At 42.2% G+C, this 26,271-nt stretch carries 22 protein-coding genes and 5 tRNA genes; 7 read left to right on the forward strand and 20 right to left on the reverse strand.

From position 1 onward, the window contains the following. Positions 1 to 99 precede the first annotated feature (99 nt). Positions 100 to 969 (forward strand): OmpA family protein, encoded by an 870-nt coding sequence (locus LQZ07_RS13070; protein WP_152784953.1) that lies wholly within the window; start codon positions 100 to 102, stop codon positions 967 to 969. Positions 970 to 1,012: 43 nt separating this feature from the next. Here LQZ07_RS13070 and LQZ07_RS13075 read toward each other — a convergent pair whose 3' ends face one another. From LQZ07_RS13075 to rsxA, 8 genes are all read right to left on the reverse strand, one after another. Beyond that, complete coding sequence (locus tag LQZ07_RS13075) at positions 1,013 to 1,942, reverse strand: 2OG-Fe(II) oxygenase (RefSeq protein WP_152784951.1); 930 nt, start codon at positions 1,940 to 1,942, stop codon at positions 1,013 to 1,015. Positions 1,943 to 2,154: 212 nt separating this feature from the next. Continuing rightward, complete coding sequence (gene nth, locus LQZ07_RS13080; protein ID WP_152784949.1) at positions 2,155 to 2,787, reverse strand: endonuclease III; 633 nt, start codon at positions 2,785 to 2,787, stop codon at positions 2,155 to 2,157. Then, on the reverse strand, positions 2,784 to 3,467 hold the full coding sequence (locus tag LQZ07_RS13085) for an electron transport complex subunit E (protein ID WP_152784947.1): 684 nt from the start codon (positions 3,465 to 3,467) through the stop codon (positions 2,784 to 2,786). Before LQZ07_RS13085 ends, nth begins: the two co-directional genes overlap by 4 nt. Positions 3,468 to 3,479: 12 nt before the next feature. Continuing rightward, positions 3,480 to 4,112 carry an electron transport complex subunit RsxG gene (gene rsxG / locus LQZ07_RS13090; RefSeq protein ID WP_152784945.1) on the reverse strand — a complete coding sequence of 211 codons (633 nt, stop codon included), beginning with the start codon at positions 4,110 to 4,112 and terminating at the stop codon, positions 3,480 to 3,482. After that, entirely contained in the window at positions 4,102 to 5,172 is a 1,071-nt protein-coding gene (rsxD, locus tag LQZ07_RS13095; RefSeq protein WP_152784943.1) for an electron transport complex subunit RsxD, read from the reverse strand. The genes rsxG and rsxD overlap by 11 nt, the downstream gene beginning before the upstream one ends. Then, complete coding sequence (rsxC, locus tag LQZ07_RS13100; protein ID WP_152784941.1) at positions 5,165 to 7,582, reverse strand: electron transport complex subunit RsxC; 2,418 nt, start codon at positions 7,580 to 7,582, stop codon at positions 5,165 to 5,167. The genes rsxD and rsxC overlap by 8 nt, the downstream gene beginning before the upstream one ends. Then, positions 7,583 to 8,143: an electron transport complex subunit RsxB gene (gene rsxB, locus LQZ07_RS13105; RefSeq protein ID WP_016401450.1), complete on the reverse strand. Its 561-nt coding sequence runs from the start codon at positions 8,141 to 8,143 to the stop codon at positions 7,583 to 7,585. Positions 8,144 to 8,152: 9 nt separating this feature from the next. Then, entirely contained in the window at positions 8,153 to 8,731 is a 579-nt protein-coding gene (rsxA, locus tag LQZ07_RS13110; RefSeq protein ID WP_016401451.1) for an electron transport complex subunit RsxA, read from the reverse strand. Positions 8,732 to 9,076: 345 nt separating this feature from the next. Between rsxA and nrdD the strand changes: the two genes are divergently transcribed. Both nrdD and nrdG read left to right on the forward strand, forming a co-directional pair. Further along, the gene (gene nrdD, locus LQZ07_RS13115) at positions 9,077 to 11,197 is read left to right on the forward strand and encodes an anaerobic ribonucleoside-triphosphate reductase (RefSeq protein WP_249483136.1); all 2,121 of its coding nucleotides are present in this window, start codon (positions 9,077 to 9,079) and stop codon (positions 11,195 to 11,197) included. Continuing rightward, the gene (gene nrdG, locus LQZ07_RS13120; protein ID WP_152784939.1) at positions 11,198 to 11,668 is read left to right on the forward strand and encodes an anaerobic ribonucleoside-triphosphate reductase-activating protein; all 471 of its coding nucleotides are present in this window, start codon (positions 11,198 to 11,200) and stop codon (positions 11,666 to 11,668) included. It begins immediately after the preceding gene. Here the strand turns inward: nrdG and LQZ07_RS13125 are convergent, their stop codons facing one another. The 6 genes from LQZ07_RS13125 to LQZ07_RS13150 all read right to left on the reverse strand — a co-directional run bounded on the left by LQZ07_RS13125 (position 11,669) and on the right by LQZ07_RS13150 (position 14,152). Then, positions 11,669 to 13,513, reverse strand: coding sequence for an EAL domain-containing protein (locus LQZ07_RS13125; protein ID WP_152784937.1), 1,845 nt, complete (start codon positions 13,511 to 13,513; stop codon positions 11,669 to 11,671). It lies immediately after the preceding gene. Positions 13,514 to 13,654: 141 nt separating this feature from the next. Then, positions 13,655 to 13,730 (reverse strand) — tRNA-Asn (locus LQZ07_RS13130). A gap of 27 nt (positions 13,731 to 13,757) precedes the next feature. After that, positions 13,758 to 13,833, reverse strand: a tRNA-Asn gene (locus tag LQZ07_RS13135). A gap of 27 nt (positions 13,834 to 13,860) precedes the next feature. Beyond that, positions 13,861 to 13,936 (reverse strand) — tRNA-Asn (locus LQZ07_RS13140). Between the two features lie 34 nt (positions 13,937 to 13,970). After that, positions 13,971 to 14,046, reverse strand: a tRNA-Asn gene (locus LQZ07_RS13145). 30 nt (positions 14,047 to 14,076) lie between these two features. Further along, positions 14,077 to 14,152 (reverse strand) — tRNA-Asn (locus LQZ07_RS13150). Positions 14,153 to 14,789: 637 nt separating this feature from the next. On the opposite strand from LQZ07_RS13150, the gene uvrB reads away from it, so the two are divergent. After that, positions 14,790 to 16,799 (forward strand): excinuclease ABC subunit UvrB, encoded by a 2,010-nt coding sequence (gene uvrB / locus LQZ07_RS13155; RefSeq protein ID WP_152784935.1) that lies wholly within the window; start codon positions 14,790 to 14,792, stop codon positions 16,797 to 16,799. Positions 16,800 to 16,858: 59 nt separating this feature from the next. On the opposite strand, the gene tpiA is transcribed toward uvrB, so the two are convergent. Continuing rightward, the gene (gene tpiA / locus LQZ07_RS13160; RefSeq protein ID WP_016401456.1) at positions 16,859 to 17,611 is read right to left on the reverse strand and encodes a triose-phosphate isomerase; all 753 of its coding nucleotides are present in this window, start codon (positions 17,609 to 17,611) and stop codon (positions 16,859 to 16,861) included. Between the two features lie 115 nt (positions 17,612 to 17,726). Further along, positions 17,727 to 18,503 carry an ElyC/SanA/YdcF family protein gene (locus LQZ07_RS13165; protein ID WP_152784933.1) on the reverse strand — a complete coding sequence of 259 codons (777 nt, stop codon included), beginning with the start codon at positions 18,501 to 18,503 and terminating at the stop codon, positions 17,727 to 17,729. Positions 18,504 to 18,718: 215 nt separating this feature from the next. On the opposite strand from LQZ07_RS13165, the gene LQZ07_RS13170 reads away from it, so the two are divergent. Beyond that, positions 18,719 to 19,909 (forward strand): amino acid aminotransferase, encoded by a 1,191-nt coding sequence (locus tag LQZ07_RS13170; protein WP_152784931.1) that lies wholly within the window; start codon positions 18,719 to 18,721, stop codon positions 19,907 to 19,909. A gap of 77 nt (positions 19,910 to 19,986) precedes the next feature. Here LQZ07_RS13170 and LQZ07_RS13175 read toward each other — a convergent pair whose 3' ends face one another. Beyond that, positions 19,987 to 21,207 carry a diguanylate cyclase gene (locus LQZ07_RS13175; RefSeq protein WP_152784929.1) on the reverse strand — a complete coding sequence of 407 codons (1,221 nt, stop codon included), beginning with the start codon at positions 21,205 to 21,207 and terminating at the stop codon, positions 19,987 to 19,989. Between the two features lie 176 nt (positions 21,208 to 21,383). Here LQZ07_RS13175 and LQZ07_RS13180 point away from each other — a divergent pair, with 176 nt between their 5' ends. Next, positions 21,384 to 22,922 carry a DUF3369 domain-containing protein gene (locus LQZ07_RS13180; protein ID WP_040307080.1) on the forward strand — a complete coding sequence of 513 codons (1,539 nt, stop codon included), beginning with the start codon at positions 21,384 to 21,386 and terminating at the stop codon, positions 22,920 to 22,922. Positions 22,923 to 23,016: 94 nt separating this feature from the next. After that, positions 23,017 to 23,547: a YaeQ family protein gene (locus tag LQZ07_RS13185; RefSeq protein WP_152784922.1), complete on the forward strand. Its 531-nt coding sequence runs from the start codon at positions 23,017 to 23,019 to the stop codon at positions 23,545 to 23,547. 31 nt (positions 23,548 to 23,578) lie between these two features. On the opposite strand, the gene LQZ07_RS13190 is transcribed toward LQZ07_RS13185, so the two are convergent. The 3 genes from LQZ07_RS13190 to LQZ07_RS13200 all read right to left on the reverse strand — a co-directional run bounded on the left by LQZ07_RS13190 (position 23,579) and on the right by LQZ07_RS13200 (position 26,102). Next, positions 23,579 to 23,911, reverse strand: coding sequence for a PBPRA1643 family SWIM/SEC-C metal-binding motif protein (locus LQZ07_RS13190; RefSeq protein ID WP_152784920.1), 333 nt, complete (start codon positions 23,909 to 23,911; stop codon positions 23,579 to 23,581). Between the two features lie 456 nt (positions 23,912 to 24,367). After that, a complete protein-coding gene (locus tag LQZ07_RS13195) occupies positions 24,368 to 25,951 on the reverse strand; it encodes a cryptochrome/photolyase family protein (RefSeq protein ID WP_152784918.1) in 1,584 nt (527 codons plus the stop codon). Then, positions 25,935 to 26,102, reverse strand: a complete 168-nt coding sequence (locus tag LQZ07_RS13200; protein WP_152784916.1) for a DUF2256 domain-containing protein — start codon at positions 26,100 to 26,102, stop codon at positions 25,935 to 25,937. Before LQZ07_RS13200 ends, LQZ07_RS13195 begins: the two co-directional genes overlap by 17 nt. Positions 26,103 to 26,271: the final 169 nt, after the last annotated feature.

A 26,271-nucleotide genomic window follows, 5' to 3' on the forward strand; every position in this document is an offset into this window, starting at 1 on the left:
AAGCGCGCATTATTACAAAAGCCGCAAAGAATCGCTAATTTGCTTTAAAGATTATCGCTTAGATGCCGATAATTTATGGAGAAGAGAGGATTTCTGCTAATGAAACATTACTTATTGCTGCCTTTGGCATTAAGCGCAATGTCTGCTCAAGCAAACGTGCGCAATTATTCAGCATCGCTAGACGACTCAACTTGGGTTGTGTCAAATAAAACGCCTATTGAATGTAGAATGGATCATTTCATTCCGTCTTTTGGTGTGGCGAGTTTCATTAGTCGCTCATCAAAAGACGTAAATCTAGATTTCTATTTGGATATGTATAGGATTTCCGCAGAAACTCACCAAGTCTCATTACGAAGTGTTCCACCGAAATGGAAGCCAGGTGCAAGCTCTAAGCGTATTAGCGAATTATCCTTTTATCAGCAATTTGATGGTTACGTAAATGCCCAGCCAGCGTGGCAAATGCTGAGTGAGTTGGAAGACGGTAACGTACCTACTTTTTACTTTAATGACTGGTACGCCAGCAATAATACAACAGCTGTGGGCATCTCTTCGATCAACTTTAAAACCCAATACAACGACTTTTTAAAATGTGTAGGGCGCTTACTTCCGTACTCGTTTGACGATATTGCTTTTACGGTTTTAACCTATCAATCGAATAGCAATGAATTAACCCCGCGTTCAAAGAAACGTTTGCAACTTATTGGTGATTACGTAAAACATGACCCAGAGATAGATGTAGTGTTGGTTGATGCCTACACCGACAGTTACGGGGGTAAGTGGATTAACCAAGAACTTTCGGAAAAGCGCGCTAACATGGTTAAAGATTACTTTAAGTCTGGCGGGCTAGATGAAAGTGTCATTGAGGTGGCCGGACATGGTGAGCGCAGGCACGTTGCCCGTAACGACAACACCATGGGCAGAGAACGAAACCGAAGAGTGGTTATCTCGTTAGGCAAAGATTTGCTATAAAAAACAAAGGTAGAGCAACTTGCTCTACCTTTTTCGTTTTTCTTTAGAACGGCGCACTTCTGTCACGCACCCCAGAAGGTATACTCCAACGCTCCCTAGCAGAAACTGGATTTTGTTGCTTGCTGGCATACGGCGTTTGCATTTGGTCGCCATATAACCAAAGCACCATGTTAGAACGTTCACCGCTTCGTATTGCTTGTGAAGCATGAGGTACATTGCCACGATGAATCATCGCTGTACCCGGTTCGAAAGAAAGTCTTTTAATACTTCCGGTAATAGGATCATAAAAATCAACTTCTGAGCCCGTAAGTTTTTCATCGGACAAGTTCATATTAATATTCATTGTTACCGATGAAGCGTCGGTATGAAGCCTTAATGAAGTGTCCATTCCTGCTTGCCACTGAATAGAAAAACCAAATGTTTGGCTGTCATATCCGTATACTTCAGGGAACAACAGGCGAGCGATTGGACGCATATACTTATCGAGTAGTTTGCGGTAAAACGCCTGAAAACTAGGGGCAGCAAGGTAGCCTTCAGAGCGTTCGTCAAGCATAGCCCCATGCCTATTTAGCACTATTCCATAAGGTGGCTTTAAAGGAATGCCTGCTGTAGCTACGCCATCTAGGTAGTGGCGTAATTCAATAAGTTTTTCAGGCTTAAAAAACTGTGCGGTGTATACACCTGGGGCTGCTTCTTGCCACAAATCTTTAACTAGGTTTTCCGTTGATGGGTCATCCCAAGCTGAGTTTACTGCGCTTTGTAGTTTTTCATCTATTAGAGTTTCACTAGCCTCAAGTAACGAGCCATTGCTTGAGGTTTCCCACTCTTTCCATGCACTAACTAGTAGTTGTTGGTTACTATTCCAGAAGGTGTTTACAGAAGGGGAACGTGCAAGCATTTCTTGTCTAGAGGGTAGGGTTAAAGCTTGGGCTTGTTCTAATTGACTGCTTACGTTTACAGCTGCATTGTTCATTTATGCTCTCCTGGTTTTGCAACCGGGAGTTCCCGAATTGCTTAAGAGCAAACTTATTATGATTCGCTATTTTGATAAATGGGCATTCAATTGAATCAGTATTTACATTTTATTAAGAATCTCAGCAGGCATTGCTGTAAATGCCAATAAACTCGCTTTACTCAATTTATCTAAGGTACTGATATATAGCAGCTATTAGCTAGCTTCTTTCCTTAATCGATTTTATCTTTAAATTCACATAAGTCTTCGATAATACACGAGCCGCAACGAGGCTTTCGTGCAACACAGGTATAGCGGCCATGCAAAATTAGCCAGTGGTGCACATCTACTTTAAATTCCTTTGGCACTACCTTTAGTAATTTCTCTTCGACCAGATCAACATTTTTCCCCATGGCGAATTTGGTGCGGTTAGAAACCCGAAATATATGTGTATCTACTGCGATAGTTGGCCAGCCAAAGGCAGTATTTAGTACTACGTTGGCTGTTTTTCTGCCAACGCCTGGCAATGCTTCTAAGGCTTCTCGGCTTTCTGGAACCTCTCCACTGTGTTGTTCAATCAAGATCTTGCAGGTTTTTATTAAGTTCTCTGCTTTAGAGTTAAACAAGCCAATCGTTTTTATGTAAGTTTTAAGCTCGTCTACCCCTAAGTCAAAAATAGCTTGAGGGGTATTAGCAACTGGATAAAGCTTGTCGGTAGCTTTGTTCACCGATACGTCGGTGGCCTGAGCAGATAACAATACAGCAGCAAGCAGCTCGAATGGACTAGAGAAGTTTAGTTCTGTAGTTGGATGTGGGTTGTTATCTCTAAGTCGTGTTAGGATTTCTAATCTTTTCTGTTTATTCATGCGCTTTGAGTATTGTTTGAAAGGGTTTCTGACGCAGCTTGTTTGGTTTTAGCTCGGTTATCTATGACATTTTTAAAAGCGATGATAAAGCCCATCACCAAAAATGCACCCGGCGGAAGTATTGCAACCAAAAAGTGTTCGTTAAAATCAACGATTTGAACATATAAAAAAGACGACCATTCGCCTAACAGCAATTCAATTCCGTAAAACAAGCTGCCATTTCCTAAAAGCTCTCTAATTGCGCCTACTGCAACAAGTACCAAACCAAAACCAATTCCCATCATTAATCCATCGAACGCAGCTGGCTTAACACTGTTACGTGCAGCAAATGCCTCGGCTCTACCGATGATGATGCAGTTGGTCACTATGAGCGGAATGAATATTCCTAGGTTTTGGTACAAGCCGTAGGTATAAGCATTCATTAACAGTTGTATGCAGGTAACAAAGGATGCAATAACCATAACAAATACGGGAATGCGGATCTCTTTAGCTACCCATTTACGAATGAGTGATACCGTTGTGTTTGAGGCTATCAGTACCAGCATGGTGGCAACACCCAGACCAAGAGCATTGGTTACCGTCGAGGTAACCGCGAGAAGAGGGCACAAGCCGAGCAATTGAACTAAACCAGGATTGTTTTTCCAAAGGCCTTGCCAAGCTAATTGTTTATATTCGCTCATCAAATAACTCCTTTAACAATCCGTCGCATTGTCATTAATGCTTTGTTGATTTGTGGCGTGATAAATCAACACGTTTTTCACCGCTTTAATGACAGCACGTGGCGTTATTGTAGCGCCAGTAAAGGCGTCAAACTGACCACCGTCTTTTTTTACAGCCCAACGCGGATCTTTGTCGTCCATTAAACGTTGTCCATTAAACTGGTAAATCCAATCTGATTTTCTGGTTTCAACTTTATCACCTAAGCCTGGTGTTTCGTTATGCTGTACAACACGCACACCGCTAATAGTTGAGTCTGCATTTAAACCAACTAGCAGGCGAATTTCTCCGCTGTAACCATCTGGTGCTATGGTTTGATACACGAAAGCCGCTGTTTCTTGGTTTAATTCAATTAGCCGGATGGTTTGGTCTTTATCGTTACCTAAAAACTGTGGCTCGTTAACTACTATGCATCGTTGCTGGTAAGCACTATTGGCTACCTCTTCCGATAAGACTTCATTAGTTGACCTAATCAGCTGCGCTTTAACCTGTTGTTCAATTCTTGGCTCTGTAAAGTAATTAACGATAACCACTAACAAGGTGCATGCAAAGGCGAATAGGGCCAACATCCCCGCGTTTTTAGTCATTGATTGGCGTTTAGTTGTCATTACTATTTCCCTCGCCGTAACCATAAACTCGGGGCTTGGTGAAGTGATCTATCATTGGCACTGCCATATTTGTGAGTAATACAGCAAATGCGATTGCATCTGGATAGCCGCCATAATTTCGAATAACAAATACCAATAACGCAACCAAGCTTGCGTAAATAACCCTACCTAGGTTGCTCGTTGCTGCGCTTACCGGGTCGGTCAATATGAAAAATGCGCCAATCATGGTTGCGCCGGAAAACAGCTGCAGCAGCACTGGAATTGAATGATCAGGGTTGATGGCTGCAGAAAGTAGGCTCAAAACGAATAGGGTGGTCAAAAAAGCCAAAGGGATATGCCAGCGAATCACCTTTAAGTAGATAAGCGCAAGACCTCCTGCTAAGTAGGCTAAATTAATCCATTGCCAGCCAATTCCTGCAAAACTACTGTAAATCTCATGGCTTGATATTTCATTGGATGTGAAACCTAAAGTAAGTTGTGTTTTCATTTCATCAAGCGGTGTGGCGATGGTATGGCCATCGATGCTGGCAATTTGTTTAATGCTAAAGCCGTCTACGGTAAACCCACTAAAAATGAGCGATAAACCATCGATGCTAGATAAGCTTTCAACTAACAGGCTTTGTGGAGGCATCCAGCTTGTCATCGTTACTGGAAAAGACACTAACAAAAGCACGTAGGCAGCCATAGCAGGGTTAAAAATATTATGCCCAAGACCGCCATATAAATGCTTAACTACCACAATCGCAAAGAAACTGCCAATAAGCGCAATCCACCAGGGGGCATAGGCCGGAAGTGCCAAACCAATCAAAATGCCAGTAACTAGCGCGCTGTTATCACTTAAGGTTGGCCAAATAGGTCGCTTACGTAATATAAGCACTAAGGTTTCACTTAGCACCGCAACCATAGATGCCAGTAATACTTGGGTTATGGTGCCTATTCCAAAATGAAAGCTTTGAACTAATAAACCTGGCAAAAGACAAAGAATCACCCAAAACATCAATGTTTTTGTTTTTAAGGGCTTTCTAACGAAAGGTGAGCTTTTTATGTTAGTGCTATTCATTGGTATCTTTCTCTTCGCGCTGTTGTTCTGCTAGTTTTTTAGCTTTAGCGCGAGCAACTGCTGCGGCGACCGCAGGGTTAACTTTTTTGGCTGGCTTATCTGGGCTTGCGGGCGCTTCAGTTGCGGCCTCCGCTTTCTTATTAGCCTTAGCTTTTGCAACCGCTGCTGCGATGGCCTTAGCCTTAGCGGTGTTGTTACTAGTAGTACTATCTTGAGTATTTTGTTGAACCGATTGCTCACTAGCAAGAGGGGCCTCAATAGCTTCACCATCTTGAATGTTTACCTTACCAGCATCAACAGACGCGTCCGCTGCTAGCGCGGCTTTTTTTGCTTTAGCTCTGGCTATTGCTGCGGCAACAGCAGGGTTTGCTGAAGATTTAGCCGCAGGCTTATCTAGATTGTTGTTGGCTTGATCCGCACTTGCCTCTTGGCTAGCTAGTTTTTTTGCTTTAGCCCGTGCGACAGCGCCGGCTACGGCGGGATTAGTGGCGGTTGTTGGTTCCGATTGTTGCTGAGCTTGTGCTTTTTTCGCCTTAGCTCTAGCAACGGCAGCAGCCACAGCTGGATTACTAGATTCAATTGTGTTGTCTTCAGCGGTAGTTTCGTTATCTTGATTTTGTTGTTTTTTGGCTTTAGCGCGCGCGATAGCCGCTGCTACTGCAGGGTTTGCTCTAGGCTTAGACTCGCTTATCGCCCCACTGTTATCTGTTTCTTTTTTAGCTTTAGCCCGTGCGATGGCGGCTGCGACTGCCGGGTTAGCGCTGGCTTTAGTCTCATTGGCTTCTTTTTGAGCTCTTCGCTCAGCTTTGCGAGCTTCTCTAGCAGCTATGGCCGCTTGGTTATCTGGTACCCATTCACCAGTCTCGTCTTGTTTTGCTGCTGGACTGGCGGCCTGTTTGTTTTTGACTCTTGCTAAGGCCGCTGCGACAGGATCCGTTTTATTTTGCTTAGCGCTGTCTTCTGCTTGAGCTTGTCTACGCAAAGCGGCCTGTTGGTGTTTCGCTTTACGTTCTAGTTTGTCTTTTTCTAAACGAGCTTGGCGTGCATCGAAGCGTTGTTTGGCTATATCGGCTTCTTTTTGTGCGATGTCTTCGCTGCGTATTTTAGCTTTTGCTGTTCGGTAGTGTTGTACCAAAGAGATTTCGCTTGGGCAAACAAAGGCGCAGGCTCCGCATTCAATGCAGTCCATTATATTGAAATCGCGCGCTTTGTTTAGTTCGTCCCCTTTAGCGTACCAATATAACTGCTGAGGTAGTAAACCCATCGGGCAGGCTTGAGCACATTCACCGCAACGTATACACGGTGATTCGTTTTCAGCTGCCATCGGATTGTTAACAATCAGACAGTTAGTTGTTTTTACTACCGGTGCTTGGTTGCTAGGGAGCATGAAGCCCATCATCGAACCGCCCATAATGGTTGGCGTGTTAGGCTCACCCTGTAGCTTTTTGTTGATCACATCGCTTACTGCTGTGCCAATTGGCACCCAGTAATTGCTAGGACTAGTGACCAGATCACCGGCAAGGGTGACAACTCTAGAAATTAGCGGTTCGCCTAGCATTACAGCTTGATGTACAGCGTAGGCAGTACCTACATTTTGCACCAGCATGCCTAGGTCAATAGGTAGCTGGTTAGCTTTAACTTCTTTTCCTGTAAGCACTTGGATGAGCTGCTTTTCACCACCAGAGGGATATTTGGTAGGGATGCTTCGAATGATGATATCTTGATTGCCAACCGCTTCTAACGCTTTAATGGCTTTAGGTTTATCATCTTCGACGGCAACTATGGTAAGCGTTGGCTTGAGTACTTTTTGCAGTAAGGCCACACCACCGATAATTTCCGCTGCATAGTTCTGCATTAAGCAATCGTCAGCCGAAATATAGGGCTCGCATTCGGCGCCATTTATAATCAGTACGTCTAAAGGCTTATGCGGAGTAATCTTCAAAGCAGTAGGGAAGCCAGCGCCGCCCATGCCGGATATCCCTGATAAATGAACGCGTTGGCAAATAGCTTCGGGGTTTAATTCTTCATCACTCAGGGGGCTAGGCCATTGTGCGTCTTGTTGCTCTTTGTCTACTTGAATGACGACACTTAATTCAGGAATGGCTGAAGCATGCGCAGAAATTCTTGGTTCAATCGCAATGATTTCACCCGAAAGGGAAGCATGGACTGGTGGCGCTTGAAAGAATTGAGATTCGGTTAAGGCTTGTCCGCGCAATACTTTATCACCAACTTTTACGAGTAGTTTGCCCGCGCTGCCAATATGCTGTTGAACAGGTATGCTTAACTCGTTAGGCAAGTTGATTAGTTCAGGCTTACCACAGTTGATATCCTGCTTATTGGTTTCTGGGTGGACACCACCTTGGTAGTTCCAAGTAAAACCTTGTTTAATTTTGTCTAACCACGCCACCATCTATTTTTGTTCCTCGATGATTGCGACATCTATTTGGTTCAATTTCCAATCCCAGTTTTTGGTTGTTGTTGGTATTGGGCGCATTTCAATACAATCGGTTGGGCAGGGCGCCACACATAGCTCGCACCCGGTACATTCTTTAGTAATAACCGTATGCATATGTTTATTTGCGCCCATAATGGCATCTACAGGGCAAGCTTGAATGCATTTGGTACAACCGATACACGCATCTTCTACGATGTAGGCCACTTTCTTACGGTCATCTTCTTTTACGGCTGACTCATCCAGAGGGATCGCTTCAACGCCTAGCAATTCTGCTAGTTTTACTACAGTCTCTTCGCCGCCTGGTGGGCATTTGTTTATTGCTTCGCCGTTGGCTATGGCTTCAGCGTAGGGCCGACAACCAGGATGACCACATTGTCCGCACTGTGTTTGAGGTAGCAGTGCTTCCACTTGATCGGCAATGGGGTTGCCTTCAACTTTATATTTGATTGCTGCATAACCCAGTATTCCACCAAATACCAAGGCTAGAAGGGTGATGGCAATAAGTGCTTCTAACATCTAAACATACTACTTAATTAATCCAGTAAAACCGACAAAGGCTAAAGACATAAGCCCTGCTGTGATCATGGCGATCGCCGCGCCTTTAAAAGGTAGAGGGATATCTGCTACCACAAGGCGTTCACGCATTGCTGAGAACAAAATTAACACTAGCGAGAAGCCAGCTGCTGCACCAAAACCATAGATAATTGATTCAAATAGATCATGCTGCTCATTAATGTTTAGTAGCGCCACACCTAATACTGCACAGTTAGAGGTGATAAGAGGCAGGTAAATGCCTAATACACGGTGCAGTGCAGGGCTGGCTTTTTGCACAAACATCTCGGTGAACTGAACCACAACGGCAATAACCAAAATAAAACTCATGGTGCGCAGATAAACAATATCTAGTGGCAACAATATGTATTGTTCTACTAAATAGGAGCTCATTGACGCAAGGGTAAGCACAAAAGTGGTTGCTAAGGCCATGCCGATGGCGGTTTCTACTTTGCTGGACACCCCCATAAATGGGCATAAACCCAAGAACTTAACCAGCACAAAATTGTTAACCAGTACGGTACTGATTAATAACAACAAATATTCAGTCATTTAAATAAGATGCAGCGGAACGAGCCGCTATTATCCTTGTTTGTGGTGCGTATAACAACCGTGACTTCAATGTGGAAAAGGCGCTAAAAATTTGCTGTGAGTTGTGAATCATTTTTGAGCGGTTAAATTTACTTTTTACCCTTCGGTTGATCTCGATCATTTGTATTTGTTTTATCCTTAAAATCTCTCGACTACTATATCTAGTGGGATCTAAAATCCTTAACCACAATATATGGATAACCATCACATTGGATGCTTTTTTGAGCGTTTCTTTGTTAGAAGCCTTTAGTGGCGCGGGTTCCACAGTTTTTTATTTAATGAGTGAGTGAAATTGGAGCGTAAATCGTGAAAACAGTCGTGATAAAACGAGACGGAAGCCGTGTACCTTACGACGCAAAGCGGATTGTTGATGCAGTGCTAAAAGCAGCTGAAGCTTTAGGTGTTAAGGACAACCTAGTTGCATTGCAAATTGCCCAACAAGTAACAGAACAGTTTTTGAACTTACCTGAAGTAGATATCAACGATATTCAATCATCTGTTGAAAACTACTTAATGGAAAGTGATAACAAGACTTTAGCACGTGCTTACATTGAATATCGTCACGACCGCGACGTTGCTCGTGAAAAGCGCAGTGTGTTAAATGCTGAGATCCGTGGTTTGGTTGAACAAAGCAATGCCGCGTTACTTAACGAAAATGCGAATAAAGACAGTAAGGTTATTCCTACTCAACGCGATTTGTTAGCGGGCATTGTTGCAAAACACTACGCTAAAACTCATTTGCTTCCGCGAGATGTAGTAAAAGCCCACGAAACTGGCGAAATTCATTTTCATGATTTAGATTACGCACCATTTTTCCCAATGTTTAACTGCATGCTTATCGACTTAGAAGGCATGTTAACCGGCGGCTTTAAGATGGGTAATGCTGAAATTGAAACCCCAAAATCAATTTCAACAGCAACTGCAGTAACAGCCCAGATCATCGCTCAGGTTGCCAGCCATATTTACGGTGGCACGACGATTAACCGCATCGACGAGATTTTGTCCCCTTACGTCACTAAAAGCCATGAAAAACACTTAGCTACTGCCAAAAAATGGCAAATAGCCGACGCCGAAGCTTACGCTAAAGCGCAAACCGAAAAAGAATGTCATGATGCATTCCAGTCTTTAGAGTATGAAGTAAATACCTTACACACTGCGAATGGGCAAACGCCATTTGTTACCTTTGGTTTTGGCTTAGGCTCTTGCTGGGCCTCGCGATTAATTCAGCGTTCAATCTTAGAGAACCGTATTGCCGGATTAGGTAAAAATGCCAAAACGGCGGTATTCCCTAAACTGGTATTTGCCATTAAAGACGGCTTAAACCATAAGAAAGAAGACCCTAGTTACGATATCAAGCAGTTAGCTTTGGAATGTGCGTCAAAACGCATGTACCCAGATATTTTAAACTACGACAAAGTTGTTGAAGTAACGGGCTCGTTTAAAACACCTATGGGTTGTCGTAGTTTCTTAGGTCACTACCAAGAAGAAGGTAAAGACATTCACGATGGTCGTAATAACCTTGGTGTAGTGAGCTTAAATTTACCTCGCATTGCTATTGAAGCTAAAGGTGATGAACAACGTTTCTTCGAACTACTTGAACAACGTTTAAGTGTTGCGAAACATGGTTTAGATAGCCGCATCTCTCGCCTTAAAGGCGTTAAAGCCAAAGTCGCCCCAATCTTGTACATGGAAGGCGCTTGTGGCGTTCGGTTAAATGCCGAAGACGATGTATCTAAAATCTTCGAAAATGGTCGTGCGTCAATTTCTTTGGGTTACATCGGTTTGCATGAGACTGTGAACGCGCTATACGGAAACAGTGAACACGTTTACGACAATAAACAGTTACAACAAAAAGCTATTGGTATTGTTACTGCACTAAAACAAGCTACTTTACGTTGGGAAAAAGAAAGTGGTTACGCCTTTAGTTTATACAGCACTCCAAGTGAAAACCTATGTGATCGCTTCTGCCGTTTAGACGCCAAAAAGTTTGGTGTAATCGAGGGCGTAACAGATAAAGGTTACTACACCAATAGTTTCCACTTAGATGTAGAAAAGAAGGTAAACCCCTTCGACAAAATAGATTTTGAACAGCCTTATCCTTCAGTAACTAGTGGCGGCTTTATTTGTTACGGTGAATACCCAAATATGCAGCACAATACTGAGGCCTTAGAGGATGTTTGGGATTATAGCTATAGTCGCGTTCCGTATTATGGTACAAATACGCCAATTGACGAATGTTACGAATGTGACTTCACTGGCGAGTTTAACTGCACCAGTAAAGGCTTTGAGTGTCCTTCTTGTGGTAATACCGAATCCAGTAAGGTGTCTGTTACTCGACGAGTATGTGGCTATTTGGGTAGCCCTGATGCCCGACCTTTTAACTATGGTAAGCAAGAAGAAGTTAAACGCCGAGTGAAACATCTGTAAATGAACTATTTGAGTTACCATTCGGTCGACGTAGTTAACGGGCAAGGTACGCGCTGTACCTTGTTTGTTGCTGGTTGCGAGCATCAATGTCGAGGTTGTTATAACCAGAAATCTTGGCGCTGTGATTCTGGTCACCCGTATACTGATGACTTAGAACAACAGATTATCAATGATTTGAACGATTCTAGGATTCGACGTAAAGGGCTTAGCTTGAGTGGTGGAGATCCACTACATCCAAATAATCTAGACGCTGTACAACGATTAGTTGAACGCGTAAGAAAAGAGTGCGCAAGCAAAGATATTTGGATGTGGACAGGCTATAAACTTCAAGAATTAAACCCGCAACAGCAGGCAATTGTTAAACAAGTTGATACCTTAATTGACGGTAAATTTGAACAAGAGCTGGCCGATCCTAAGTTACAATGGCGAGGCAGTAGTAATCAAATTATTCACTGCCAACCTCTGCAGTAGTTAAGCAATAAGCTCAGGGCGAGATATTAAATAGCCCTGCAAGCTATCAACATACATAGATTCAAGTAGCTGTTTTTGCTCTAAGGTTTCAACACCTTGAGCAATTACTTGGCAACCTAAACGATGCGATACCTCTACCAGCATACTCACGAATTGTTGATTGGCTTTGTCACTTTCTAGTGCTTGCACTAAATCGCTACTTATCTTCACATAGTTAGGCTTGAGCTCTTTAAATAATTTAAACGAGCCAATACCGTTACCAAAATCTGAAATTGCAGTGTGGCAACTGTTTCGGCGAAGTACTTCAAACAACTTTCTGGCGTTGCTCAAGTGCATATCCAAAATTTCTTCTTCTAGCTCAAAAACCACCCGAGATTTTAAATTAGGGTAGGTGAGTAGCTGTTGGGTTAGCCATGAACAAAAATCTGGGTCGGTTAAGATAAGTTTACTTAGGTTTATCCCCCAGCGGTATTCAGCGTTTTGCCCTGAGATGGTATGCAAGATGTAACCAATTGTTGCTTTTTCTAGCTCTAATATCATGCCCAGGCGTTGTGCCATTACCATGGTTGTTTCGGTAGGAAGCTGTTGGTTATTGTCACTTAGGAAGCGAATGAATACTTCATGGTACGCCGGCATGGTGCGATGTAACGATTGGATGGCTTGTGAAGCTAGGCGGAAGTTATTTTTGTTAATAAGCGAGCTAATAGTTGAGTGCCATTGAAGTTCACTACTTTCTAATGTTTCGTCATCTTCAAGCACTATTTCCCAACCATTGGGAGATAGGCTTTGGGCAATAGCTAAGGCTGCATCAGCACGAGCAATCACTCGTTCAATGGAGTCACCACTTTTAAGTTCAGTTACGCCGGTATAGGCTGCGCTTTGCATTTGCTTACCGTTACTGTACTCGTTTAGTGAGCTTTTTAGTCCCTGAGCGACTTGGCTAACCCGACTAGCCGGGAATTTAGGCAATACCAGGGCAAACTCGGCTCCCAAAAGTCTAAATAAGCTGCTTGATGAATAATCTTTGCGATTAACATCAATGATCTTTGCGATATCTCTAATGTAGTCATCGCCAGCTTGGTGACCACGTGCTTTATTGATTTCTTCAAGTTGCGAAGCTCTAACCAAAAACAAAACCGTATCTTTAGGTGTTGTCTTTAACATTTCCTGCATTTTTTGGCGGAACGAGTGCCGATTAAATTGGCCAGTTAATGGGTCTAGGGCAACTTGCTTCTCTAGTTGTTGAATTGCATGTTTTTGTTGGCGGATTTGCTGAGTAAACTGCTGTTTCTGATCCTTGATTAACTCGCCAACTGCACCGAGTACCGGCTTTTCATCAACTAGTCGATCTGCATTAACCAGCTTTTTGAGCTTACTTTTAACCCTAGACATAGCACGAATATAAAGAAGGCTCGTTAACATGTAGCCCATTGCACAAAGCGCTGCGATGGTTAGGTAGAGGCGCAAGTATCCGTCACTAACAAATTCAAATGAGGGTTTAAAGTTAACTTGGAACTTATCTACCGCAATGGTTTGCATTGACGTTTTACTAGGTTCGGCTAAGTCAACTAACCAGTGCTGCGGCGCACCAACCAATGCCAAAGTATTATCAACAGCTAACTGTGTAGAGATAAAACTAAGTTGGTGTTGATCACGTAAAGTCGCTAGATACTCTTGATTGAGCTGGTCAATTCTGGTCAATTGCAGAGAGAGCAGGGAGTTAATCTGCTGATTTTCACGGGCCAGATCAAGTTTAAACAACTGTACATGAACACCCACCAGCGCAATCCATAGCGCGATAAATAAAAAAGCATTTACAACAAAAAATGTTCTAAGGCCTTTCATATCCTACCTGTTTAATAAATCAGCGATCTCTAATAATGATACATGCAAACATTAGACTTATCTATCAGATGCTTAGGATTAAGTAATATATTTAGTGATTAACAAATATCGGAAAGGGTATAACAGGAAGTGATAAAAATGTGGCTCCCCAGGTTGGGCTTGAACCAACGACACATGGATTAACAGTCCACCGCTCTACCAACTGAGCTACTGGGGAATTATAAGGCTTACTAGATAAAAGGAGTGGCTCCCCAAGTTGGGCTTGAACCAACGACACATGGATTAACAGTCCACCGCTCTACCAACTGAGCTATTGGGGAATCGTAAGGTATATCTAGTTATATGATTGGCTCCCCAAGTTGGGCTTGAACCAACGACACATGGATTAACAGTCCACCGCTCTACCAACTGAGCTATTGGGGAATCATATAAGGTATCGACCTATTGTAATCAAGATTGGCTCCCCAAGTTGGGCTTGAACCAACGACACATGGATTAACAGTCCACCGCTCTACCAACTGAGCTATTGGGGAATCTTGATTTATCACTTAGCAAAGGAGATTTGGCTCCCCAAGTTGGGCTTGAACCAACGACACATGGATTAACAGTCCACCGCTCTACCAACTGAGCTATTGGGGAATCGCTTTGCTTAAGTGCGGGGCGCATAGTAATAATTGCCCCTATAAGTGTCAACTAATTCTACGTCAAAAATGACAATTTCTGTTTGTTTGCTCAACTTACATCCAGTTGTTGCAAACTACAGATCGAAACTTGTTCAGCTGGTATAAAAAATGCGCAGATAATTAACATTCATAAAAACACATTTCTTTATAGCTAAGCTTGATTGCCTAATAATTATGCACAATATGTAAAAGCCTTTGGTGCTGGTAGTTAGCGTGACTTATCCACTGATTTTGTGGATAACTGTGTGCATTAAAAGTCGCTTATGGGCTACAGCCCACTAGATACCTAGCACGAGCCTAAATTTGATCTACATCTGTTTTTCATTTAGTCATTATTATTCAAAGACTTATTTAATTATTGGTGTAAAAGCTCAATTTTTAACCTATAAAAAAAGTTGTTGCTTTTACAAAAAAAATGTTGTGCATTACTTTTCGTTACAATCTTCTTACTGTGCACAATTTAGGGTTATCTGCTATCGATTTTCTGTTTGCGATATTCTCTGCTAAACAACGCTAATTTTCTGTAGAAGACTAATACGCCTTTTTGTTATCGCTAGGTTTTGCGTAGAATGGACCAATGATAAAACTTTCAGATGATTGGTAGTAGAGCAGTGAAAAAACCATTTGATCTAGTATCGGAATACAAACCGGCAGGGGATCAGCCAACGGCTATTTCAAGTCTAATAGAAGGCTTAGAAGATGGGCTTGCTCATCAAACGCTACTAGGGGTTACCGGTTCTGGCAAAACATTTACAGTAGCGAATGTGATCGCAGAGCAAAATCGGCCAACTATAGTTTTAGCGCCAAACAAAACTTTAGCCGCCCAGCTTTATAGCGAAATGAAAGAGTTTTTCCCTAATAATGCGGTAGAGTTTTTTGTTTCTTACTATGACTACTATCAGCCTGAAGCCTATGTGCCGACCACTGACACATTCATAGAGAAAGACGCATCAGTTAACTCTCACATCGAACAAATGCGGCTGTCTGCGACTAAGGCCTTATTAGAGCGACGAGACGTAGTATTAGTAGCCTCTGTGTCGGCCATTTACGGTTTAGGTGATCCTCAGTCCTATTTACAAATGATGTTGCACCTAAGTGTTGGCGATATGATTGACCAACGCGCCATTCTTCGCCGACTGGCTGAACTACAATATTCGCGTAATGATGCTGCGTTCCAGCGTTCTACCTTCAGAGTTCGCGGAGACGTGATTGACGTATTTCCAGCAGAGTCTGATAAGAATGCTGTAAGAATTGAATTGTTCGATGGCGAAGTAGAGCGGCTTAGCAGCTTTGACCCATTAACTGGGGCTGAAGAGGCGGTTATGGCAAGGGTGACTATTTTCCCTAAGACCCACTATGTAACGCCGCGAGAAACCATTCTTAATGCAATCTCCTCAATTAAAGAAGAGTTAAACGAGCGTAAAAAACAGCTGTTAGATGCTAACAAGTTAATAGAAGAGCAGCGAATTTCCCAGCGTACATTGTTCGATATCGAAATGATGAACGAACTAGGGTATTGCTCTGGGATCGAAAACTATTCTCGATACTTATCAACTCGCGCCCCAGGCGAGCCGCCACCAACATTATTAGATTATTTACCTGCCGACGGTATCCTTATCATCGACGAATCACACGTAACCGTGCCTCAAATTGGCGCGATGTATAAAGGTGACCGCTCGCGCAAAGAAAATTTGGTTAACTACGGATTCCGTTTACCTTCTGCCTTGGATAATCGGCCTCTTAAGTTTGAAGAGTTTGAGCAAATCGCACCACAAACCATATTTGTATCAGCTACGCCAAGTAATTATGAGTTAGAAAAAACCAACCAAGAATTTGTTGAGCAAGTTGTTAGGCCCACAGGTTTACTAGACCCAGAAATAGAAGTTCGCCCAGTAAATACTCAAGTCGACGATTTGTTGTCAGAAATTCGTATACGCACGGCAATCGATGAACGGGTATTGGTGACCACGCTTACCAAAAGAATGGCCGAAGATCTAAGTGAATACCTCACTGAGCATCAAGTTAAAGTGCGTTACCTGCACTCGGATATTGATACCGTAGAACGGGTAGAGATCATTCGTGATTTGCGTATGGGAGTATTTGACGTGCTTGTGGGCATTAACTTGTTACGAGAAGGCCTCGATATGCCTGAAGTATCGCTGGTAGCCATACTGGATGCTGACAAAGAAGGCTTCCTTCGCTCAGAGCGCTCTTTAATTCAAACCATTGGCCGAGCGGCGCGTCATCCTCAAGGTAAAGCGATTCTTTATGGCGATAAGATTACAGGCTCTATGGAACGGGCAATTGGTGAAAATAATCGACGCAGAGAAATCCAGCATCAGTTCAACCTTGATAACGGTATAGTTCCGCAAAAACTCAACAAGAAAGTGGTTGATATTAGTAACTTTGGGAAGAGTAAAGTACTTCAAGCGGCAGAGCCTAAAACTAAGTACGCAGCACTTACGCCTGAAATTATGTTGAAGAATATTGCGCAACTAGAAAAGCAAATGATCAATCACGCAAAAGAGTTAGAATTTGAACAGGCTGCAGCGGTAAGAGATGAAATAAATGAGTTGCAAGAGCAACTGGTAAAAATGAGTTAGCTGCAATAAGCCATAAAAAAAGCCGCTGTATTTACAGCGGCTTTTTTATAGAACTAATCTTAGTTTGCTGCAGCGATAATCGCGCCAAACTCTTCAGCCATTAGAGAAGCACCGCCAACTAGCGCGCCATCAATGTCTGGTTGAGAGAAAAGCTCTTTAGCCGTAGCAGCTTTAACACTACCACCGTAAAGAATTTGAACTTTTTCAGCAACAGTTGCGCTTTGCGCTGCTAACCAGCTACGAATGTGAGCGTGAATAGCTTGAGCTTGCTCAGAAGTAGCAGATTTACCAGTACCGATAGCCCAAACAGGCTCGTATGCGATAACAGCATTTTCTAATGCTTCAACACCACAAAGGTCGATAACAGCTTTAAGTTGAGTTTCAACTACAGCTTCTGTTTTACCTGCTTCGTTTTCTTCAAGAGTTTCACCAATACATAGTACAGGTACTAGTTGATTTTCTTGAATCGCTTTGAATTTAGCAGCAACTACAGCATCAGTTTCATTGTGGTACTGACGACGCTCGCTGTGGCCCACTAGGTTGTAAGTACAACCAAATTCTTTCAACATTACTGGAGAGTTTTCACCAGTGAATGCACCAGAGGTGTTTACACTTGCATCTTGTGCACCGTAAGCGATTGGAGCATCACCCACTAAGGCTTCAACTTGACCTAAAAATACTACTGGTGGGCAAATTGCAGTTTGCACGTTAGTAGCTGCTTTAGCTGGTTCGATTAAGCCATTTACTAATGCGGTAACAGAATCTTTAGTACCGTTTAGTTTCCAGTTACCCATTACAAGAGGTGTTCTCATTGTGCGTCTCTCCTTTAAATAAATTGGCTCGATTATAGTGAATAAATTACAAAAACGTAGTGTTTCCGCAAAATTATCTGCCTAAAACTGTAAATTGCTGATCTAAAACAAACGATTAAGAAAAATAAGTACGTATTTTTTGCCACCAAATCCCAAGTTTTTCGTGCCATACAGCGTCATATCTATGAATAAAGCGCGCATCGGGCAAAAACTCATAAAGCCGTTGTTCTCCCTGAACTTCTTTGCCAAGGTAATCAGTAGGTACAGGGCTTATATTGCTTGAATACTTGTTGAAATGCTGCAATGCACGTTTCATATGAGTAGCGCTAGTCACCAACGCGGTAGGGCGCTGTCCTATGTACGTAGCAATAACGGCTGCTTCTTGCTCGGTATCTTTAGCTTTAGGAATAGTAATAATGTTGGCAGGAGGAATGTTGGCTTGCCTTGCTACTTTTTCCATGAGCTCAGCATTGCTGTTTGGATCGCTGCCGCCATAGCCCGATACAATTAAACGGCTCTGGGGGTTAACTAAACTTAACTCAATCCCTTTAGTGATACGCGCAAACGATGAGCGACTAAGCTGCTCAGTAGGCGAGAGCATTGGATCACTGATATGACCACCACCTAATACCACGACAAAGTCGAAACTATCGACAAGCTGGCTTGGCGCTTTTAATTCTCGTTCATTTACTAGTAACTGTTGATTTACCCACCAAGGGTTGCTGGTAACCAACAATATCGCCAAAGCAGGGACTAAAGTCGCTGCAGCGCGGTAGGGACGTTTTGTTATGCCAAAATAAAAAGAGAGCAACAAAAAGAACAACGAAATGTTAAACGGCATCAGTAGCGAGCCTAACCATTTTTTTACGATAAAACCTAAACTTAAATCCATATAGTGGTTTCTCTCATAAGCCTTACAGGCATCTTAATTGATTGCACTCTTCGGTGGAATCACAGACCTTAAAAATTACCAAAAATAGCGGCTTAATCCAAATTAATGCGTTAAATCAAAATTTTCCCGAAATTTTTTTCTGTGACTAAAGACAGGTTTAGCGACTTAAGGTAATCTTCGCACCATACAGGTATGTAATTAGCAGTGAGGAAAATATGTTTGAGCGCGTATCCGCAGCCCCCGCAGATCCAATCTTGGGATTAACCGAAGCTTTTAAAGCTGACGCCCGTCCTAACAAAATCAATCTTGGTGTTGGCATTTACAAGAATGAAGCAGGTCAAACCCCGGTTTTAGCTACCGTTAAAATCGCCGAAAAACGTCTTTTAGAAAACGAAGCCACCAAATCTTACCTAAGTATCGAAGGTAACCCGGCTTACGGAAAAGAAGTTCAAAAGTTACTTTTTGGTGAAGACAGTGAAATCGTAGCTAGCCAACGCGGATTTACCGCTCAATCTCCTGGTGGAACTGGCGCTCTGCATAACGCGGCTGAATTTGCTTACAACCATTTGGGTGTACGTACTGTTTGGGTAAGCAACCCAACGTGGGCTAACCACGGTAACATCTTTAAAGCGCTTGGCTTAGAAGTTAAAGCATACGACTACTACAATGCTGAAACTAAAGACCTCGACTTTGACGCAATGGTGACGTCTTTAGAGCAAGTTGCTGAAGGTGACTTGGTGCTATTTCACGGTTGTTGTCACAACCCAACGGGTATCGACCCCACTCAAGCACAATGGGAACAGCTAGCCAACTTAACTGCAGCTAAAAAAGCACTGCCTTTGTTCGATTTTGCTTACCAAGGTTTTGCGACCGGCGTTGAAGAAGATGCAGCGGGTTTACGTATCTTCGCTAAACAGATTAAAGAGCTACTTGTAGCCAGTTCTTTCTCTAAGAACTTTGGTTTATACAACGAACGTGTTGGTGCATTTACCTTAGTTGCGGCTGATAAAGAGCAAGGTGCAACAGCTTTTAGCCAAGTTAAAGCTGGTATTCGTGCAAACTACTCAAACCCACCGTCACATGGTGCTGCGGTAGTAACCACTATTTTGCAAGATGCTGAGTTAAAAGCGCAATGGGTAGCAGAAGTAGCTGAAATGCGTGACCGTATTAAAGAAATGCGCGATTTGTTCGTAGCAACTTTAGCCGCTAAAGGCGCAACTGGTGATTACAGCTTTATTCAACGCCAAAACGGTATGTTCTCATTCTCTGGTTTATCGAAAGAGCAAGTACAAACCTTAAAAGAAGAACATGGCGTATACATCGTTGGTTCAGGTCGCATTAGCGTAGCCGGTATGACTAAAGACAACATGGAAGCGCTTTGTGCTGCTATTGCCGCAGTAGTATAAGCACTGATTTAAATACAAAAAAAGGGTTAAACGTTTCTCGTTTAACCCTTTTTTATTTAGCTTTTTAGGCTTCTGATTTAACCAACAACAATATTCCTACCTTTGTTCTTCGCTTTATAAAGCGCGTTGTCTGCATCCTTTATCACTTCTTCGGCATTGGCGTGATGATTTGCTTTCTCTGCTACACCAATACTTACAGTAATTTGAACGGTATTTTTAGGTTTGGCTTCTTCGTTTCGAGCGGTTTTGTCACCTTTATCACGGCTGGTTTTATCCCTAATTGCAAACGGGGTTTCTGAGATAATTTCACGAATGTCATCTAAAAACGCAATAGCATGGTCAAGCTTCTTACCTTTAAATAATACGGTGAATTCTTCACCGCCGTAGCGAAATACTTGGCCACCACCTTCAATTTGATCGAGTTTAGATGCCACCATAGCTAACACGTCATCTCCAACGTCGTGACCATAGGTGTCGTTAAACTTTTTAAAGTGATCAATGTCTACCATCGCTAGGCTGTAATTTTTTGACATACCAGCGAGTTTTTCAAAAAGCATCCGTCTACCAAGTAAGCCAGTTAACTCATCACGATAAGCCAGCTCATGAGAGGCTCTAAATCCCGCATAAAGCATGATGAGCATAGACGCGGTGAAAAATACCGAAGAGATAGCTTCACGGTCTAAAAACATCAGCGGAAATAAACTGGCGACAAAGCTAAAAAATAACCCAATGGTTAAACTTGTAGACTTATACGCCCAGCGAAAAAAAGCCGCGACAATACAAACTACAGACAAGCCAAGTGCAGATAAGCTCATGACTAAACCTTCTCTAGGTCTAGGTTCAAACCATTCGGTAATAAACTCTGCGGTGTCGGCAACAAAAAAGTTAAGAGCTAGCGATATGCTCGCCATTTGTACTAACAAAAAAACATAAATGGCGATTGCTCTTGCAGTAGTACTGCCATTTTCATTAATGAACTGATTCAATACCAAGTTAATCGGGATGAACAAACACACTGCTGTAAAAGCAAATTTTGCTTCCGGAATACTTAGTGGTTGCTGTAGGTAACTGGCGATAAGCCAGTAGCTAAAGGTGTTTACAATCACCACTGCAATAAGTTGTCGGCGGTTAAATTGCAGCGCTAACATTGCGGTAATTGCTGCTAAACCGTAGGGCATCCAATAAATAATATCTTGAGTATTTGCCGATAAAGATGAATGCCAAATAAGCAATGCACTCGCTATCGATAAGATGATTACAGGAGGCAGTATGTTTTGGCTTGTAAGTCTACTTTCCATAGATTTCAAGTGATTGAGTTTGAATCGATTTTATCGAACTATTACTAGTTTTTGAATCAATAACGAAGCAATAACGCGCTTAGCCTCTAAGTTTTCTTCAGCAACTGCATAATAGTCTTTGATATTATGCAGTTGCTGTTCTAATTTTAGTGTAACTAAGAATAATGGAGCAGGGCATGAGTGACTTTCTTTTCATCGATGATATCGACGAGCCTTCAGAAGAAGTTACCAGACCAACATGGAAGTTACTGGTCATAGATGATGAAGCCGAAATTCATTCTGTAACACGATTAGTATTGTCTGATGTGGAGATTGATGGTTATAAGCTCGAGTTTTTATCAGCATACAGTGCTGAAGAAGCGCAACGAATGTTTGAAGAACATAACGATATTGCCATCGCACTTGTAGACGTAGTAATGGAAACCGATCATGCAGGTTTAGAACTGGTTAGGTGGATTCGAGAAACAAAAGAAAATCATGCAACACGCCTAATTTTGCGAACCGGACAGCCAGGCCAAGCACCAGAAGAGTCTGTAATCAAAGACTACGATATCAACGATTACAAAAGTAAAACCGAGTTAACAGCCACTAAGCTAAAAACCATTACCTATTCAGCCATTCGATCCTACCGAGATATTTTGTTTATTGAGCGTCACCGTCAAGGCTTGATGCAGGTAATAGAATCCACATCCTTGGTACTTAAAAGTAAAACCTTGTACCACTTTGGTTCAGCGGTGCTAAAACAACTAGTAGAGCTTTTCCAATTAGAAAGCTCAGCCATGTACATTACAACGCTTACCGAAGATGTACTGCGCCATCAATCTTTTAACGTGCTAGCTGCTACTGGTGACTTTGTTACCAATGAGCATAACGAATATAATTTCGACCAAAGTAAAATCCCCGAAGATGTAAAACAACTGCTAAAACGTGCTTTGGATGAAAAGAAAACGCTGGTTACTGAAAACTGTTATGTAGGCTTTTATCCAACAGATAGCCGCAGCGTTAGCCTATTGTACGTGCAACATGAAAACCCCTTAGACGATATTGAAAAAGGCTTACTTGAAGTTTTCGCCACCAACATTGCACTTACTTTCGAAAACCTCACCATTAAAGAAGAAATTCAAGATACCCAAAAAGAGCTGATATTCATTATTGGTGATGCCATTGAGCAACGCAGTAAAGAAACCGGTTCTCATGTAAAACGAGTATCGTTAATTTGTGAGTTAATGGCCAAAAAGCTCGATTTTGACCCCGAGTTTGTAGAAGCGTTTAAACACGCAGCACCGCTACATGATTTGGGAAAAATTGCGATTCCAGAGTCGATATTACATAAGCCTGGCAAGTTAGATGCCGAGGAATGGAAGATTATGCAAACTCACGCTCAAGTGGGTTACGACTTATTGGCCGATTCCAATAAAATCATTGCGCGTTTGGGGGCAGAGATTTCTTTGTGTCACCATGAGAAATGGGACGGTAGTGGATACCCCCGTCAGCTGGCTGGAGAAGACATTCCGTTAGTTGGTCGTATCATGGCCATCACTGATGTATTTGATGCCTTAGGCTCTAAACGCTCTTACAAAGAGCCGTGGAGTAATGACGAAATCAAGCAATTCATTATTGAGCAAAAAGGCAAGCATTTTGACCCGCAACTGGTTGATATTCTTGTAAATGACTTTGATGAATTCCTCGAAATAAGAAACGCTTACCCCGACTAAGTTTTTTATTGAGTTTTATCCTTAAAAGGCGCATTCTCACAGCATTATTCAGCTAAGTTCACTGCTTAGCATTACTTTTGAGAAGGGCCTTCTTTTGGCACTTAAACCTACTATTTATAAATTGCGAATATCTCTATCGGATTTAAACCGCAATTACTACGACACAATTAATCTCACTATTGCGCAGCATCCTTCAGAAACCCTAGAGCGGATGATGGCGCGTACAATGGCTTTTTGCTTGAATGCCGAAGCAGAATTAGAGTTTACCAAAGGACTTAGTGAAGTAGAGCAACCCGACATTTGGCAAAAATCCCTAGAAGGTGACACCTTACTGTGGATTGATGTTGGCGAACCAAGCCCAGAGCGAATTAAAAAAGCAAGCAGATCGGCTAAACGCGCCAAGGTGTATAGCTTTAACTCAAAATCCGATACGTGGTGGCAACAAACAGAAAATAAAATCAACCTGTTGGACGCAGAAGTATGGCAGTTGAGTTGGGATGAAATGGTTACATTAGCCAGCTTTACTCAACGCACCATGGATATGTCAGTCACTATTACCGAAGAATCTGCTTATGTAACCAGTGATGAAAACGAAATTGAGATTCACTGGAAGAACTTAAAGTAGTTTTTGAATAAAGGAAGCTTAGGCTTCCTTCTTAGCCGCAACACTTTTTAAACTTTTTACCACTTCCACAACTACACGGGTCATTACGTTTAGGCGTTTTTTCAACTACTTTGGTTGCTGGCTTGGCGATCAATAGCTCTAACTGCTCAGTGTTTTCTTCAGCTTCGGAATCTACAGTAACGTTTATCGCAATCCCATACTCAGCAGCACGCAGTTGAAGTTCCTCTTTACGTTTTTCAGTGCTCACCAACAACGGCAAAGGGTTTTCTTCAGTTCCAATTTTTACATCACGCTTTGTGTTAAAGCCGAAGCTTTCATGTTTCGGTTTTTTCTCGATACGACCTTTAAAAAAGAACTTAGACATGAATGTACTCCTAGATAAAAATAATTAGAGCAGGCTTATACAGCAATATTTTACACAAATAAACTAAAACGGGACTTGTAGGGTCGTAATGAGGGCATCGCAGAAATAAGATCAAAAAAAAGCCACTTAATAAAAGTGGCAATACAAAGGCAAAACATATTCAACCAAATATTTAGGGTTGGGAGTGGCCATAGCCAACCACTCTCAAGTTGAACAGAACGCGAGAACTAGTCGTTGTAACGATTAGTTAAGTAAATTAAAGCACTTACTCGGCGATTTGGTTACTGTCAATGTTAACAGTTTGACAAAGTCCGGTGTTCAAGCTACCTATAATTTAGTTTGTTAATTAGCTATGTAATGATCAACGGAATCGATGCAGTGTCTGCGGTTCAAAATTTAATTTCTCATTCATCGAATACCCGAGCTTAGACTTGGCTAAACTCAACAACGATGAGTTTAAAGGTTTTCAATATCATCTAAGCAATGCTTAGCTTTATTAAGCACCTCTATGCGTTGTTGCTCAGACTTTTTAAGCCATGAGCTAAACACCATTTTGGTTCTTGGATTGTTTCCCATCTTGTGCTGATGTTTGTCCATAAAGTGCCAATACAAGGAGTTTACGGGGCAAGCTTCGTCTTCAGTGGTTTTATTCACCTTGTATATGCAGTTGGAGCAGTAATCACTCATTTTGTTAATATAGTTACCACTCGCAGCATAGGCTTTAGAGCCCACAATGCCACCATCTGCAAACTGACTCATCCCACGAGTGTTGGGCATTTCGACCCATTCAATAGCGTCGATATAGATCCCTAAATACCAATCGTCGACAAGGGTAGGGTCTACGCCAGCCAATAAACAAAAATTTCCTGTAACCATTAGGCGTTGTATATGGTGGGCGTAAGCGTAGTCTAGCGATTGCTTGATAGCATGCCGCAAACAATTCATTTTAGTGTCGCCAGTCCAAAACCAACTTGGTAACTGTCGTTTAGCTTCTAAAGCATTTAGCGATGCGTACTCGGGCATGTTTGCCCAATACACACCTCGTATAAATTCGCGCCAACCGATAACTTGACGAACAAAGCCTTCAATCTGGCTGATATCAATCCTGCCTTCGCTTCGTTCAAACGCGTCGATTGCCGTTTTTACTACGTATTGAGGACTAATTATTTTTGCGTTTAAGGCAAAAGAAATCCGCGAATGGTACAAGCTCCATCCATTATCTTTTCCTAATAGAGACAACTTACCAGTCATTGAGTCTTGGAATTGTCCAAAACGAGGTAAACACTGCTCGCAGAAAAAACTTAGCAATTGAGTCGCTTGTTTTCGGTTAACTGGCCAAAGTAGTTGGGTATCAGCGTGTCCTATTGTATCTATCTTATGTTTATCAATTCTCTCAAGAATGCTGGTAACGTCATTTGAAAATAGCAAAGGCGCAGGAACATTAGCTAAATCGTCGGGCTTGAGTTTATTTCGATTATTCGCGTCATAATTCCATTTACCGCCAAGCGGTACATCCTTGTCCATCAGTACATCAAAACGACGTCGCAACTTTCGATAAAAGTTTTCCAAACGATGACTTTTACTCGCTTGAAAATATTTGTCAATTTCCTCATCCGGCAAGTAAAAGTGTTCAGTGCTGTAAGCAATAGAACTTAAAGGTTGAGACTCACTAAAGTTTGCTAGCTGTTCTCTTAACCTATATTCGTCAGGCAGTTGATATTCAAAACGTTGAATACTGTAGCTTTCTATTAGGTGGTCTAGTAGTGCAGGCAAATCTTTAAAGGGCTTAGTATCGTCCAAAGTTAAATGAGCAACTTGATGACCAGCGGTCTGCAAAGCAAATGCAAACTGCTGCATTGCGGCAAAAAAGGCGGCTATCTTTTGTCTATGGTGCACTGTATAGCAGGCTTCTTGGTGTAACTCTGCAATTAGGTAGAGCGTTTGCTCATCTTGCTGTTTAAACCAACTATGGCTGGCATTTAGTTGGTCTCCTAATATTAAACGTAAGGTTTTATAGCTTTTTTTAGCCTGTAAAGTCATGGATGTACTCGTTTTTAGTTTGATGTTTGTTGCCAGCACAGCGTTTAGAACAATACTTAACCTGAGCCCAATCGCGTTGCCACTTTTTTCGCCAGCTAAACGAACGCATACATACCGGGCAAACCTTTCGCGGAAGCTGTGACTTATTCATCTATTCGCCCCTATGTTTTGCTGCAACTTTACGCCGTTTACCGTAAACACTTTGGTTGTTGAGTCTTAAACACGTGTAAGGTGTAACGAATAAGCCATTAGGAAAGTTCACTCAAACACTCTAAGTGGCTAATTAGTGGCAAGTTGCCTTCTAGTTGATATTAGGCGAT

Source organism: Agarivorans sp. B2Z047 (assembly GCF_023373605.1).
Taxonomy (GTDB): Bacteria; Pseudomonadota; Gammaproteobacteria; order Enterobacterales; family Celerinatantimonadaceae; genus Agarivorans; species Agarivorans albus.